Source organism: Streptococcus xiaochunlingii, assembly GCF_006385805.1.
Lineage (GTDB): Bacteria > Bacillota > Bacilli > Lactobacillales > Streptococcaceae > Streptococcus > Streptococcus xiaochunlingii.
This window is the reverse complement of sequence record NZ_VFSG01000001.1, coordinates 375632-391098: the sequence shown is the minus strand read 5'-3', so window position 1 is coordinate 391098 and position 15467 is coordinate 375632. Positions and strand designations below refer to the sequence as shown.

Here is a 15467-nt window from a genome sequence, read left to right as displayed (position 1 = left end):
TTAGGCATCTGGTAGATCACGATAGGATACAATGTGACCGATCTCTCCAGCATTCTCTTTTTGCACCAAGGTATTGGCATTGATATAGGCAATTGCTGACGCCTTCAATACGTCAAAATCTAAACCAGAAGCATTAAAGATGGTATCCGTCGCTTCGTTTTCAACAGTGACCAGCACACGCGCTTGGGCATCAATTCCATCTGTCACCGCATCAATGGTGTAGGAAGTCAGACGAACTTCTTGGTGGAAGAATTGATCAATAGCGTTAAAGATTGCTTCCACTGAACCTTGACCTTTGGCAAGGTATTCAAGAATTTCACCATCTTCATTTTTCAGACTGACTGCTGCAGTGATGCTTTCATCTTCATTGGTTGTGAGGCGAAGATCATCAAAGTGGAAGCCTTCTGGATTTTCCACTGCAGTCCCAGCCACCAAGGCGCGGATATCGGCATCAGTGATCTCGTGTTTCTTGTCTGCCAGAGATTTGAACTTAGCAAACAATGGCTGGATGTCTTCTTCTGTGAATTCCAGTCCCAACTCATGCAGTTTTTCAACGAAGGCATGGCGACCGGACAATTTGCCAAGTGGAAGGCTATTGCTCTTAACACCCACCAACTCAGGGGTGATGATTTCATAAGTAAGAGGATTTTTAAGAACCCCATCTTGGTGAATCCCAGACTCGTGTGAGAAGGCATTGCCACCAACAACTGCCTTGTTTTTAGGAATTGGAATCCCAGAGTAACGAGAAACCAACTCAGAGGTGTTGATGGTTTCATCAAGGACAATCGGACTCTCCACTTGGAAATAGTCTTCGCGAATATTAAGAGCGACCGCTACTTCTTCAAGTGCCGCATTGCCTGCCCGTTCCCCGATGCCATTGATGGTTCCTTCGACACGACCAGCTCCATTCTTGACAGCGGCGAGGCTATTAGCCACAGCCATTCCTAGATCATCATGGCAATGAGGGGAATAGATAATCTCACGATCCGTCTTGACATGGTCGATCAAGTATTTGAAAATAGCTCCGTACTCTGCTGGTGTCGTGAAACCGACTGTATCAGGAATATTGATGTAGCTAGCCCCTGCATCGACCGCAGTCTGGACAACTTGCAAGAGGAAATCCAATTCCGTCCGTGTCGCATCTTCGGGTGAGAATTCAACAACTTCAAACTTAGAACGCGCATAAGAAACGTGCTCTTTGATGGCTTCAAGAATTTCTTCCTTGGTCTTGTTGAGTTTAAACTCCCGGTGAATGGGACTCGTTGCGATAAAGACGTGAACTTGCGGATACTTGGCATCTTTCAAGGCTTCATAGCAAGCATCGATATCGGATTTAACGGAGCGAGCCAAACCTGTCACAGCAGTCTTGGTCAAGACCTTCGCAATCTCTTGCACAGCAGTGAAGGAATCCGGACTAGCTGCAGGAAAACCTGCTTCAATAGCAGAAATGCCCCATTTTTCCAATTGCTTGGCAATGGCAATCTTTTCTTTAATGGAGAAATTGACTCCTGGAGTCTGTTCACCGTCCCGAAGACTGGTATCTAAAAATTCAACTTTACGCATAGGGTCTCCTCTTTTCTAAACATAGTGAATAAAATAAAAACATCTCGCCAGTTACCTAAGCGAGATGTTTTGTTACTCCCGCTTGGTAAGCCAAACAGGACTAATGCTTTTGCACTAGCCCGAGTACCTCAACAACAAAGCAAATTGAATAAACTTAGCTGTTTTCATGTCTGACTTTCTCCTTTGATTGATGTCTTGTTTAGTATTTTAGCATAGGGGAAAATTAATGTCAAGAATTTTCTATAATATTCTGAATTTTTTGAATAGAAACAAAATAAAGGCGAAAGTCGCTTTCTTACTTTCGCCTGATCTTCTTATTTTTTCCTGTAGAGATCAAAGATGATTTGATCATTGTATAGATCAATGGTATTGGCCTTGACATAGAAATCCATCTCATTTTTAATCTTGGCAAGCTCGATCTTGATCGTCGCTTCTTTGCTATCAATTTTTACAAAATCAGGTAGATCCTTGTTTGTAGACAGCACCTGCATCACGGTCTTCTTAGGAAGTTTCAAGGTCCCAACTGAAAAATCCTTGAGGGTCAGGAGGATACTCCCATCCTCTAGCTTACTTGGCTGGAAATAGATATAGAGCGGGTACTCCTTTCCTAAAAAGTCCATCTTCCCCTCTAGTAACATCTGTTGGTTGTCTGCATACAGTTGATAATCACTCAAATGATAACTTTTAAGCATGACCTTGATGGTTTCATTTAGTTGAGCCCTAGTTGTGGTCATACTGCCGATCTTGACATCTCCTCCTTGGCTAGGAGTCTGTAGTTGCCGGACATCCTCTCGTACCGTTGAGAAACGAGTCCATACGACTAGACTTGTTGCCAGCAAGAAACTGACCAAGCCTAGAAAGAGCCATTTCCAGATGTTAATTGGCGTTTTTTCTCGTCTCTCCTTAAAATGAGGTCCTGTGGTTGCTGGCTTAACCTTCTTCTCACTCGAACCATTTTTTCTCAGTTGCATGTATTTTCTCCAGTACGGCTTCTTTCATGATCTCATAACCAGTATTATTGGGATGGAAACTATCCTCATCATACAAGGCATCATTGGTTACAGTCTCTTTTCCTAATTCAGATTCTGTCACCCCACTCTTGCCATCAATGCCCTTATAAAGGAGGTCATTGATTGGAACAAAGTAGACGCCTTGATAGGCAGAGAGGGTCTCCTCCGTTCTTTGGTTCCACTGATCGACAAGGGTCTGCAATTCCGTTAGATCGGGGAAGTTGAGATACAAGGGATTATAGATCCCCACCACGTAAACGGGCAGATCCGGGTTGTCCTTACGGCCCAATTCGATGATCTGTTTGAGATTTTTCTCATAGGTCTTCGATGCTTTTTCAAAACGGTCCAGATCTAAGTTACTGGTATCCTCAAGAATGGCCTTTCGCAGGTCATTGCCCCCGACAGTAATGGTCAGTAACTGAGCCTTCTTCAGGTCTTTTCGAATCTCCTTTTTCTCCTGCATACGTGACAAAATTTGACCGCTCGTGTTACCAGAAACACCATAGTTGATCGCTTTGAATTCAAGACCGGATTCATTGGTCAAACTCTGAGCGAGCAGAGGGACAAAACCTCCTTGATTGGTGCTATCTCCTACGCCTTTGGTCAAGGAATCCCCAATCGCTACATAGGTGACTACCTTCTTTTTGGCACTTGTTAACGGTTTGGTCATCACTGGTTCTGCCGAAGGAAGGAGCCAATTGACCAGAAAAAAGCAGACCAGAAAAGTGACCAAACAATACAAGATCATCTCTAGTATTTTTCTACTATTCATATACTCCTCATTCGTCCAGCTTTCAATTTGACTTTCTTATTTTTAAGTCAGGTTTAGGCTTGGTAGACAATCTTGCCCTGGCAGATAGTATAGGCCACCTGTCCCTTGAGGGATTCACCAACAAACGGTGAATTAGCTGCCTTAGAAGCAAAATGATCAGACACTAAACGGTCAGCATCCGGATCAAAGATCACAATATCCGCTGGTCCACCGACTTCCAAATAACCCGCTTCAAAGTTATATAATTTAGCAGGATTATAGGTCATTTTTTCTAAGAGTTCCATCAAGCTGAGCTCTCCTGCATGGACCAAATAGGTCAAACCAAGCGATAGAGATGTCTCTAATCCTGTCATGCCGGAAGGAGCCTTGGTGATATCGGCTACGTTCTTTTCATCCGCATGATGAGGCGCGTGGTCTGTCGCGATTACGGTAATGACTCCTGACTTCAAGCCTTCGATGACTGCACGACGGTCTTCTTCCCGACGAAGAGGCGGATTCATCTTGGCATTGCTTCCCTTAGACAGCAAGAGGTCTTCAGTCTTAGAGAAATGCTGAGGAGCTACTTCTGCTGTAACAGGAGCACCGATCGCTTGGGCAAACTCGACCACCTTGACACTCTCAGCTTTCGAGAGGTGTTGGATGTGGAGGTGGCCACCTGTCGCGTGAGCAATCATAGCATCACGCGCTGCCATCGAGTATTCTGCCACACCAGTCGCTCCGCAAACTTTGAAATGCTCCCGAGCAATGTGCTCATTGAGTCCCAGAATGCCGTTCAACTCTGGATCTTCTTCGTGAAGACTAATGAAGGTCCCCAGACGTTTGGCTTCTTCCAAGGCCTGACGGACTACCTTGGTACTTTGCAACGGTATCCCATCATCTGAGAAACCAACAGCTCCAGCTTGTAACAAGCCTTCAAAGTCAGTGAGATGTTGGCCATCAAAGTTCTGGGTAACCGTCGCAACGGTTTTGACATGGATGGCTTCCTTAGCAGCAGAATCCAAGACTTCTTTTAAGGTCACGACATCCGAAATAGTTGGAGTGGTATTGGCCATCATGACAACTGTGGTAAAACCACCAGCTGCAGCAGCCAGAGCTCCAGTGTGAATATCTTCCTTGTGGGTCTGACCTGGTTCCCGGAAGTGAACGTGAATGTCCACCAAACCTGGCGCTACCACCTTGCCACTCGCATCGATAACTTGGGCTCCCTCATAAGAAAGAGATGGACCTATTTCCACAATTTTCCCCTGATCTACCAAAAGATCACATACTTGGTCCAAACCAGTTTTCGGATCCATTACCCGACCATTTTTAATGACTAACATCTTCTACTCCTTTATTCATAGAAATCAACATGGGTCTCTAGCAAGCGATCCCCATCATAGCGGAACATAGCTGAAAAGAAGGGTTTATCCTCCAAGAGCCACTCGACAAAGGTGTGGTCCCCCTCCCAAGTTGGCTTACTTAAGACTTGATCATAAGGCACCCACTCCAGTGTCCCCTCGTTACACTCGATGAGTTCCCCTTCAAACTCTGTCACCTTGAAGACATAGGTGTACCAGTCTAGATCGGGAGTAAATTCAGGGAAGGTGATAATTCCTTTTAGAACTGGCTTAGCAACTAGACCCGTTTCTTCAAGAATTTCTCTAGCAGCACACTCTTGAGGAGTTTCCCCGCGTTCTAATTTTCCACCAACACCGATCCATTTGCCTTCATGGACATCATTGGGCTTTTTATTGCGATGAAGCATCAAAAATGCTTCTCCATTATCGATATAGCAAATTGTAGCTAACTGTGGCATTATTTCTTCTTTCTATTTTCCTAACTTCGCAACCAATCAATCGGCTCGCGACCCATCTCCGTTAAATAAGCGTTGGTCCTTGAAAAAGGACGGGAGCCAAAGAAACCGCGATAGGCCGATAAGGGACTGGGATGGGCGCTTTCTATAATCAAGTGTTTGCTTGCATCAATCAAAGACTTCTTCTTCCGAGCATAGGCTCCCCACAGAATAAAGACGACATGCTCCTCCTCTTGACTGACTAGGCGAATAACTGCATCCGTAAACTCTTCCCAAATCAGGCCAGCATGCCCATTGGCTTGCCCAGCAGGCACTGTCAGACAGGCATTGAGTAAGAGAACCCCTTGCTCTGCCCAAGGCGTCAAATCATGGGAAGGCTTAAGCCCCACATCTTCCGCCAACTCCTTTAAAATGTTTTGCAAGGATGGAGGTGCTGGGATGTCATCCGGTACAGAAAAGCTGAGCCCCTGTGCTTGACCAGGACCGTGATAGGGATCCTGACCTAGAATCACAACCTTAACCTCTTCCAGATTCGTTGTCTTTAAGGCCTGAAATACCTTTTCACGTGGCGGATAGATGGTCCCTGATGCATAGACCTGGTCTAAAAATTGATTAATTTGCTTAAAGTAGCCCTCTGGAAGCCGCTCCTTAAGCAATTGGTGCCAACTTGAATGCTGCATGCTATCTCCTTACATATGGGTTTCTGAAGAGCCTCTGCTAGCGAGAAGCCATTTCTTTGGGCGATCCGCTAGACCAATTGAAGCTAGTAAGAGAATTTGTGGTAAAAATTGAATGAGGTAGCGAGTTTTTCCACCTTCAAACATGGTCAAAAAGAGGAGTCCACCAAATACAGCTAATGACAAGAAGTGGATATCATCCTCTTCTCTTTTCTTCAGATAGACAAAGACCAGCCCAGCTGCCATGATGATCCAAATGACTTGTTTAAGGAACTCATAATATTTGTATTGAGGACGATCCGTACTCAAGAAGTAGGTCCGAACCCACTTAGCAAAGGGGAAATCCTTAGTGTAGCGCTCGTAAAGAGGATTGATAACGGGAGTCTTCTCATACTCCACATCCCGATAGAGCCAACCAAGTGTCCCTTCTGCCACCGTCAAGGATTGCTTGGTATAAAGGTGTCCCAGGAGTCCAATCGGACCATATTCCTTCAAGCGCCGTTTGATTTCTTTCATGATATATTCGTTCTTGAACATCCCATTATTGTACTCGTCTCTCTTATCTTCGTCGACATATTTCAAGAGACCTTCTTTCATATCTGCTTGGTTGTGACCAATATCCGTCAATCCCAAGTTAATAAACAAGAGCGGTCCTTTAGCCAGACCTTCCCCTTTTAAAATAGGCACAGCCGTTTGGTGTTTGACAGCTGTATTCAGAGCTCCAAAGACCAGACCAGTTGATAAAAGGGTTAAAGCAAAGACTGTTCCAAAGACCTTCCACTGCCCTTTAAAGAAGAGAACAATCCAAAAGGCCATCACAACAATAATAGTCGTCGGACGGATCAGCATAGTAAGCCCTGATAAGAGGCCAAGCCACAAGGATGTCTTCCATTGTTCACCACTGTCGCCCCCTTTTAAGAGATCCAAGGCTAGCCCTAATTGCAAGGCGATGAGAGGAAGAGGCGGAATGTCCGTGTACATGGAGTAAAAATAAGGGGAATAACAGATTAAGAGCACATAGAGCGTATACACCCAGTCTGCTACTTTTTGGTCATAATGTTTCAGCCCTAAACGATACAAGAGGATGGCTCCTGCATTCACAAATACTATGTTGAGAACTTGCATGACCCAGAGGCCTGCCCCACCAAAGATTTGGTAGAAAAAGCGTTCGTACAAGAACAAGGGAAGGTTATTGGGATTCCGGCTCAGGTAACTAGAGATGGAGGACTCTTTTAGAAGGCCAAAGGCTCCCGTATAGACCACCGCGGCATCCCGACGGATAAAGAGTTCCGCAGACAGCATAAAAACAATCTGAACCAGAATCGCTCCAACCATCAATCCGGTCTTGTGTTTCATCAACCAGGCAAAGGCTCTTTTGAGATAGGAGCGACCAACATAAGCTAGGAGAAAGAAAAGTCCCCCAACTACAAGGCCCCATCCCGAAATATCTTTTAGGTAGACGACACTAATGACAAACCAGTGCACCATCAGAAGCAACATGACCAGATGGAGCAATCCAAATAAGACATTTTTACTTTTTACTAACATAGCTCCATTATAGCAAAAAAATAGGGATTTCGCTGGATTCTATCGGCTCTCCATCAAATAGAGGACTTCAGTTTGGATGGTGAAGCCAAGCCCTAGATATAGACTCAGGGCTGCTTGATTCTCTTTTTCAACGACAATCTGAAATTGCTGCTCCACTTCTGTAGCCATCTGATTCATCACACTTCGTAAGAGATAGCGTGCGTACCCTTTACGGAGATGATCCGGGTCAACGGCTAATCCAAAGAAATAGGTCGTTCCCTGAGATAAATCCACCGTAACAGAAGCAAGTACTTGCTCATGGTCACGCAAGACAAAGAGACGGGTATCCTGCCCATCTAAGGACTCGGTCGCGTACTTAAGGGCATAATCAAGATCTGTCTCAAAAGCCTTGGATTGAAAATGCGCGATCTCTTGGAGCATGGACTCCACAGCTTCCAATACCATCAGCCCTTCTCTCTTCTCATGGTCGGTGACCTGACATGGGGCCTCCAACCAAAGTTCGTGGTCTTCCTCTTCTGCCTCCACTAAATGAAAATGGCTAAGTAAGTCCGTGTTTTGATCCAAAAACCGAACCTCTGACACATATAGTCGTTCTTCTAGCTGATAGTCCTTGGCCAAGTCCATAAAGTCTTCCCATAAGGAACGGGCAATACCTTGTCGACGAAAAGAAGGAGTCACAAAGAGCTGAACCTCTGCTTCCTTGGGTTCATCCGCATAGATGGACAAAAATCCAACCAGCTGCCCCTCCACCAATGCAAGGATAAATGCTGGCATCGTAGGATCATCATTATAGAGATTGTCCAAATAGGGCAAGCGATAGGTATGGTCATATTGGTGACAGGCTCTCACAAGCTGTTCACACTGCTTCTTTTCTTCTAGACTCAGACGAGTGCGTCTTTCAAGCTGCATCATTTTTTCTTCCTTTTACAAAAACAAAAGGAGAGCCAAACGTTGGCCCTCTTCCATTATACTTTAGTCTTGCCAAGTTTCTTGATTTTCCTTGAAACGGCGTAACAGTTCCAAACCTTCAGAAGTGATATAACCTTGTTGTTCAGCCAAATGGATCAATTCTGTGTAGTTAGACAAGGTTTCAAGTTGAACGCCAGCTTCCGCAAATTTCTTATCTGCCTTCTCTAGTTGGTAGGTAAAGATAGCCACCACACCAAGGACATCTGCTCCTTCACGTTTCGCAGCTGCGACAGCTTCCAAGACAGATCCACCAGTAGAAATCAAATCTTCCACTACGACCATCTTTTGACCTTGTGGTACACGGCCTTCAATTTGATTACCAGCACCGTGGTCTTTTGGTTTGCTACGAATGTAGGCAAATGGCAAATTCATCTTGTCCGCAATAATGGCTCCGTGAGGAATCCCTGCAGTTGCTGTACCTGCAATCACTTCTACTTCAGGGAAGGCTTCCTTGATTTTATCTACAAATCCATTTTCAATCAAGGTACGAGTTTCAGGATAAGCGAGGGTCACACGGTTATCCGTATAAATAGGGGACTTAATCCCAGAAGCCCACGTAAAAGGCTCTTCTGGTTTCAAATAAACGGCTTCAATTTTTAGAAGATGGCTGGCAATATCTTTAGCTAATGACATGATAACTCCTTTTTACGATTTTAATCGAATACGAATTAAATCAATTATTTATTTTTAAACGACTGTACAGGTTAGTGAATAGTTCAGGGAAGGCCCTATCGGGCTTCCCGTAGAGCTACAAAAGTTTCACTTTTAGTAGCAATTAGTGTTCCGACGATTATGAGAATAAAACGATACTTTTTATTCTCATAATCTAGTGAATAGTTTAGGGAAGGCCCTATCGGGCTTCCCATAGAACGTCTTGAAGCACAGCTTCTAAGACGTTCTTAACTATTCCATTGTCTCTTAATTTCATGATAAGCATCCCATGGGTTTTCTGCTTGGATAATCGGACGTCCAACCACGATGTAGTCTGAACCGATGGCATGGGCTTCTTGTGGGGTCATGACCCGTTTTTGGTCACCAATTTCTGCTCCTGCAGGACGGATCCCTGGGGTCACACAAACAAACTCTTCTGATGTAGCTTTCTTGATCAAATCTACTTCATGGGCTGAGCAAACAACGCCATCCAAGCCTGCTTCTTGCGCCTTACGGGCATAATTAACTACTGATTCTTGGACAGTGGTTTGGATGTTTTGGCAATCACGCATGTCTTCTTCACTGGTAGAGGTCAATTGAGTCACCGCTACCAACTTAGCTCCTGGTCCAAGTGCTTTTTTGGCTTCGCGCATCATCTCTACACCACCGGCTGCATGAACTGTCACCATATCCACACCAAAGGTGCCTAGGACAGACATGGCTGACTTAACCGTATTTGGGATGTCGTGCAATTTTAAATCCAAGAAAATGCTATGGCCACGACCTTTCAGATAGTGAACAATTTCTGGGCCGACTGCATAGAAAAATTCCATTCCGATTTTTACAAACAGTTTTTCATCTTCTGGGAAATGTTCTAGAAAGTTTTTGACATCTTCAAAAGCTGGAAAATCAAGGGCGATGATGGGACGTTCTTCACGCATGGGTTTCTCCTTTTTATGGCTGACATTTTTTCCACAAAAAAACCTTGCCCGAGGCAAGGTTACACGAAAATTAGGTAGTATCTACCCTGATTCACCGTCTAGACCTTAGGAGCCTCTCAGGACTACTTTAAAGGTTTTTCTACATTGTAGTACGATATGAAAGAAAAGTCAAGAAATAATCGAAAAACGTTCGGATTCAGTCTGTCTTTTCGGATTAGACTAGTAAGAGTCCTTGATCATAACAAAAAACTTGACATATTACCGATTTTCCTGTAAGATATTTTCTATGCTGAGTAAGGGTTGTTTTAGTTGTAACTTACTCAGTAGCCTGTTGGGGTTGTAGCCAGCAGGCATTTTTTATTTTCTTGATAATCCTTATAATAGATTTTCTCGGACATGCCGACGTAAATCTTCCAAGCTAGTTATTCCATACTGATCCATGACCTGTGGAAGATTTTCGATAATGGTCGGACAAGCATATGGATCTGTAAAGTTAGCAGTTCCTACTCCGATTGCAGAGGCACCAGCAATAAACATCTCCAGGGCTGCTTCTGCTGAATCTACACCGCCCATCCCAATAATCGGAAGTTTGGTCGATTGGGCTACTTGGCGGATGAGTTTCAAGGCTACTGGGAAGATAGCTGGACCTGACATGCCACCTGTGCCATTGGCAATGATGGGCTTGCCAGTCTTGAGGTCAAAGCGCATCCCGACTAGCGTGTTGATCATGGTCAAGCCACTAGCCCCTGCATCTTCTACAGCCCTTGCGACTTGAGTAATGTCCGCCACACTAGGTGTTAATTTGACATAGACAGGAACGGAGGAGGCTTCTACCGCTGCTTTTACTGCATCATATGCCAACTCAGGAACTTGTCCGATTAAGAGGCCATTGTTGCCATGGTCTACGTTGGGACAAGAGATATTGAGCTCGATGGCCTTGACATTTGGTGCTTGCGAGATCTTGCCAGATACCGTCGCATACTCTTCATTAGAGAAGCCAGCTACATTGGCGATAATCGGTAGATCTGGATAATGCTGGGCCAACCAAGGAAGTTTCTCTGATAGAACCACGTCTACCCCTGGATTTTGGAGCCCAATGGCATTGAGCATGCCGGCAGGTGTTTCGGCAACACGTGGTGTGGGATTTCCGAAGCGAGCCTCAGCGGTTGTCGCCTTGATCATAATGGATCCAAGCAGGTCTAAATCATAGTATTTGGCATATTCCTGACCAAAGCCAAAACAGCCGGAAGCCGGAATAATGGGATTTTTCAAGTCTAATCCTGGTAAGGATACAGCTAATCGATTACTTGTCATACTTTCCTCCCTACATCACAATCGTACCAGTTTCAAAGACCGGTCCATCTTCACACACGCGCTTGTTGGCTGCTTGGCTCTCATTTTCCAGATGCACCACACAGGCATAGCAGGCACCCATCCCACAGGCCATACGCGATTCCATAGAAATATAGGCGCGAGGATGGTCATGGAATTTGGTATTGACATATTTGAGCATACCAGGTGCCCCACAAGAATAGACGGCATCAAACTCCTGGTCCATCTGATCAACGATTGTTGACACATAACCCTTGGTACCATAAGAACCATCGTCTGTTGTAATGGTGACTTGGCCGTACTGCTTCAATTCTTCTTCCAGGATCACAGCTTCTTTATTGGCAAATCCAAGGACAGAATGGACTTCTACTCCCTGCTCATGTAGTTGTTTAGCCACTTGGACCAAGGGAGGCACTCCAATCCCGCCACCGATGATCAAGGCACGTGCCCCTTGACCAAGACCCTTAAGGTCAAAGCCGTTTCCTTGAGGACCCATGACACTGAGGAAGCTACCGACAGGCAAGTGAGAAAAGATGGCTGTCCCTCCCCCTTCTACCCGATAAATGAGGCGACAGGTCTTGCTGTCTGGATCAATCTCTGAGATGGAAATGGGACGACGAAGGAGTTTAGAGTCATCCGGTACACGGATATGGAGAAACTGCCCCGGTAGCATCTGCTCCACCATTTCCCCCTTCAAGACCATTGAAAAAATCCGTGGCGCAATCTCTTCTTGAGCGATTAACTCCATGTCTTCCATCATGATTTTTCCAAACCGTTTTTTACAGCTGTCACTGACCATTGGTTTCCTCTTCTTTCTTCCAGCAAAAAAGACCTCGCAAAAGCAAGGTCCTACAAATGATCAGCTAGACTCGGTCCGCTGATCTTTTTTCTGTCTTTCCTTGCAGGCCTCTCTGGACCCCTTAAAGGTTAAATTTGTCTCATTATATCGCTCTCCTTGTCGCTTGTCAAGTAGAAGCCCGAGGGCTCCGCTCATTTCCCATCTGTCTCAGGAGAAAACCCTTCTGGTACCGGTGGGATATACTGTAAAGCGATGCGATTTTCTGGCTTGCGATCGACTAAGTAGAGAACCAACAAGAAGATCCATTCCAGGGGCTTCATCAGATAGTAAATGACATCCATGGCCCATTTCTTCTTGATATGTTTGGCAAAGGGGTAGCCATAGCGGTCATAATTACGACGCAGGAAGCGATGGAAACGTGGCGTTTTTTCTTCTAGAACCTGCTCAAAGGCATTGGCAATACAGAGCTGGCGATTCACCACAACAGGATGACCATGCCGGACTCCCATCCGTTGGGGCTTGACAACTTTTTCATGGCCACCAGCCGCAACCGTACAGAGATAGTGCTCATCCATGATGAGATTCTGAGGAGGGATCTTTTCCGAGAAGGTCCAATCTGCCGTATTGGTCCAGGCCTTGACCAAGCTATCAGGACGTTGACCAAAGAGCATGAGAACCATGACCAATACCGCTAACAAGGGGAGGGCAAAGACGACTGCCAACCAAGGCCAGTGTTTGGATTGGCGGAGGATCAGGTGAAAGCGCTGGAGAATTGGATTGTCATAGGCCTTAATGGGATCAGCTCCCTCCCACTCCTTTATCCTGGTCCGCAGGAGACTAATAGAATAAACCAACAAGAAGACCGTGTGACAACCGATGACTTGTACCTGGATGTCAAACACCCCTAACAATACCAAGCCCATCAATATCCCACTAATACAAAAAATGTTCAAAAGCGGGGACAAGGAATTGGCATCCCTATAAGAATAGATGACCAGAGCTAGGAAGGAAATCAGTGCTAAGGTAAGAATCGTCGGGAGAGCCTCCGACCAAATTATGGTATGCTTCTGCTCATTGATGAGCTGATGGGTCCAATCATAACCAGTCAGATCCTTTACCAGATAGATGACGAAGGATTCCAGGATACAGCCAAAGACTCCTATCCATAGGATCACAAAGTACTTGCGATTGTTGACCCTTCGTTTAATTTTTTCTTCTTCTTTTTCTTCATAGACACCGACCAGTTCCTTTTCCAAGGTCTGGGCCTGTATCGTAGACCAGCGAGAAATAACATACAGAATCACAAAGATATTGGGAACAAAATAACTAACCCCTAGGGCATGAACAAGAATTGTAACACTGTATATTGCGACTCCAAAAATAGCATTCCAGAAACCCAAAGATTGGATATTTCCTGGTAAGCTACCAAGGATTAGAAAGACGTACAATCCAAGAAAGATCAATAAGTTGGTCATAAAGTTAATCTTTAATAGACTGGCTAAAAATTTGGTCTCCAGTTCCTGGTTCCATTTTTTGTACCAGAAAACGATTTTCTTCATCACATCTCCTCCATCATTTCCCTCATTTTATCAAGCTACAATTAATCCTTCAATTCTAAACCTGTTTTATAGGGAAAAATCATTCTAGAGACTGATACTAGCTAGGATTTTCTGTCAAAAGTATGTTAAAATATAAGCATGAGAATCCAACAATTACATTACATTATCAAAATCGTCGAAACAGGCTCTATGAATGAGGCGTCCAAGCAACTCTTCATCACCCAGCCAAGTTTGTCCAATGCTGTGCGGGACTTGGAAAAAGAAATGGGAATTGATATCTTCATCCGTAACCCCAAAGGGATCACTCTGACTAAGGATGGGATGGAGTTCCTTTCTTATGCACGACAAGTCGTGGAGCAGACCCAACTCTTAGAAGAACGCTATAAAAACCCAGTAGCCAATCGGGAGCTCTTTAGCGTATCCTCCCAGCACTATGCCTTCGTAGTCGAAGCCTTCGTCTCTCTCCTCAAGAAAAGCGATATGGAGAAATACGAGCTCTTCCTACGGGAGACCAGAACCTGGGAAATCATCGATGACGTCAAGAACTTCCGTAGTGAGATCGGTGTCCTCTTCCTCAATGGGTACAACCGGGATGTCCTTTCTAAAATGCTGGATGACAGCCACCTCAAGGCAACCCACCTCTTCACTGCCCAACCTCATATCTTCGTCAGCAAGACCAACCCTCTAGCTAACAAAGAGGTGGTGAAATTAGAAGATCTAGAAGACTTCCCTTATCTCAGCTACGACCAAGGGACCCACAACTCCTTCTACTTCTCAGAAGAAATCCTCTCCCAAGAGCATCACAAAAAGTCCATCGTCGTCAGTGACCGTGCCACCCTCTTCAATCTCTTGATTGGTCTGGACGGCTACACCATTGCGACTGGTATCCTTAACAGCAACCTCAACGGAGACAATATCGTCTCCATCCCGCTAGATATCGATGACCCAATCGAGCTGGTCTACATCCAACACGAGAAAGCTAGCCTCTCTAAGATGGGTGAGAAATTTATCGAATACTTACTTGAGGAAGTCCAATTTGATAAATAGGAACTAACTAGCTACACAAGCACAATAAAAACACCTGAAACAAGTGGATTTCCACTTCTCTCAGGTGTTCTTTTATTGTCTTAATTTCGAAAACACTTGGCCAATCTTCCCTTCGATGACCAGGTCTGCCTGCTTGTCCTGTGGGATACTGGTCCTATTGATGACGACCAGCTTCTCCCCTTGTAAATACTGGATCAGGCTGGCTGCTGGGTAGACGACGAGGGAGGTACCACCGATAATCAGCAGATCTGCCTCTCGGATGGCTTTGGCTGCTTGGCTAAAGATCTCCATATCAAGGGCTTCCTCATAGAGGGTCACATCCGGCTTGACCACCTTGCCACAGTCCAAGCAACGCGGAACAGGCCCTTCCAAAGCTAGAAAGGCTTCCAGATCATAAAAGCGCTGGCAACCCGTACAGTAATTGCGGTCGGCACTACCATGGAGTTTCAAGACTTTTTTAGACCCTGCCATTTCATGGAGACTATCAATATTTTGCGTCACGATTGCCATGAGCTTACCGGTCTCTTCTAGCCAAGCCAGATAGCGATGGGCTGCATTGGGCTTGGCATCTGGATAGAGCAGGTACTTCTTGTAAAAGTCGAAAAAGTCCTCTGGATAACGCTCAAACATGGTATGAGAGACCAGTTGCTCTGCTGTAAAATGGCGCCCTAAGGTGACGCTATAAACACCATCAGAGCTCCGAAAATCAGGGATATTGGACTCTGTTGAGACGCCTGCCCCACCGAAAAAAACAATCCGTTGACTCTGATCAATGATTTCTTGCAACTCTTTCAGTTTATCCAT

15 protein-coding genes are annotated in these 15467 nt (G+C 45.1%); 1 reads left to right on the top strand and 14 read right to left on the bottom strand.

The genetic code is table 11. From position 1 onward, the window contains the following. The 13 genes from FJR71_RS02040 to FJR71_RS01980 all read right to left on the bottom strand — a co-directional run bounded on the left by FJR71_RS02040 (position 1) and on the right by FJR71_RS01980 (position 13616). Positions 1–1563, bottom strand: coding sequence for a 2-isopropylmalate synthase (locus tag FJR71_RS02040; protein ID WP_140813960.1), 1563 nt, complete (start codon positions 1561–1563; stop codon positions 1–3). A gap of 314 nt (positions 1564–1877) precedes the next feature. Further along, positions 1878–2534, bottom strand: a complete 657-nt coding sequence (locus FJR71_RS02035; protein WP_048715892.1) for a YpmS family protein — start codon at positions 2532–2534, stop codon at positions 1878–1880. Beyond that, a complete protein-coding gene (locus FJR71_RS02030; RefSeq protein WP_125336154.1) occupies positions 2506–3345 on the bottom strand; it encodes an SGNH/GDSL hydrolase family protein in 840 nt (279 codons plus the stop codon). Before FJR71_RS02030 ends, FJR71_RS02035 begins: the two co-directional genes overlap by 29 nt. Before the next feature lie 53 nt (positions 3346–3398). Further along, positions 3399–4667: a dihydroorotase gene (locus FJR71_RS02025; protein ID WP_140813959.1), complete on the bottom strand. Its 1269-nt coding sequence runs from the start codon at positions 4665–4667 to the stop codon at positions 3399–3401. An 11-nt stretch (positions 4668–4678) separates the two neighbouring features. Next, complete coding sequence (locus tag FJR71_RS02020; protein WP_006596439.1) at positions 4679–5143, bottom strand: NUDIX hydrolase; 465 nt, start codon at positions 5141–5143, stop codon at positions 4679–4681. 20 nt (positions 5144–5163) lie between these two features. Further along, positions 5164–5820: a uracil-DNA glycosylase gene (locus tag FJR71_RS02015; RefSeq protein WP_140813958.1), complete on the bottom strand. Its 657-nt coding sequence runs from the start codon at positions 5818–5820 to the stop codon at positions 5164–5166. A 9-nt stretch (positions 5821–5829) separates the two neighbouring features. Then, the gene (locus FJR71_RS02010; protein ID WP_140813957.1) at positions 5830–7365 is read right to left on the bottom strand and encodes a glycosyltransferase family 39 protein; all 1536 of its coding nucleotides are present in this window, start codon (positions 7363–7365) and stop codon (positions 5830–5832) included. Between the two features lie 39 nt (positions 7366–7404). After that, positions 7405–8277, bottom strand: a complete 873-nt coding sequence (locus tag FJR71_RS02005) for a GNAT family N-acetyltransferase (protein WP_246040086.1) — start codon at positions 8275–8277, stop codon at positions 7405–7407. A gap of 60 nt (positions 8278–8337) precedes the next feature. Then, positions 8338–8967, bottom strand: a complete 630-nt coding sequence (pyrE, locus tag FJR71_RS02000; RefSeq protein ID WP_140813956.1) for an orotate phosphoribosyltransferase — start codon at positions 8965–8967, stop codon at positions 8338–8340. Positions 8968–9233: 266 nt separating this feature from the next. Beyond that, positions 9234–9926 carry an orotidine-5'-phosphate decarboxylase gene (pyrF, locus tag FJR71_RS01995; RefSeq protein WP_023023089.1) on the bottom strand — a complete coding sequence of 231 codons (693 nt, stop codon included), beginning with the start codon at positions 9924–9926 and terminating at the stop codon, positions 9234–9236. Between the two features lie 375 nt (positions 9927–10301). Next, entirely contained in the window at positions 10302–11240 is a 939-nt protein-coding gene (locus FJR71_RS01990; protein WP_048689836.1) for a dihydroorotate dehydrogenase, read from the bottom strand. 10 nt (positions 11241–11250) lie between these two features. Continuing rightward, on the bottom strand, positions 11251–12057 hold the full coding sequence (locus tag FJR71_RS01985) for a dihydroorotate dehydrogenase electron transfer subunit (protein WP_048689839.1): 807 nt from the start codon (positions 12055–12057) through the stop codon (positions 11251–11253). 191 nt (positions 12058–12248) lie between these two features. Continuing rightward, complete coding sequence (locus tag FJR71_RS01980; RefSeq protein WP_140813955.1) at positions 12249–13616, bottom strand: DUF6688 domain-containing protein; 1368 nt, start codon at positions 13614–13616, stop codon at positions 12249–12251. A gap of 138 nt (positions 13617–13754) precedes the next feature. Between FJR71_RS01980 and FJR71_RS01975 the strand changes: the two genes are divergently transcribed. Beyond that, the gene (locus FJR71_RS01975) at positions 13755–14663 is read left to right on the top strand and encodes a LysR family transcriptional regulator (protein WP_048689847.1); all 909 of its coding nucleotides are present in this window, start codon (positions 13755–13757) and stop codon (positions 14661–14663) included. A gap of 72 nt (positions 14664–14735) precedes the next feature. On the opposite strand, the gene FJR71_RS01970 is transcribed toward FJR71_RS01975, so the two are convergent. After that, positions 14736–15467 (bottom strand): NAD-dependent protein deacylase, encoded by a 732-nt coding sequence (locus tag FJR71_RS01970; protein ID WP_140813954.1) that lies wholly within the window; start codon positions 15465–15467, stop codon positions 14736–14738.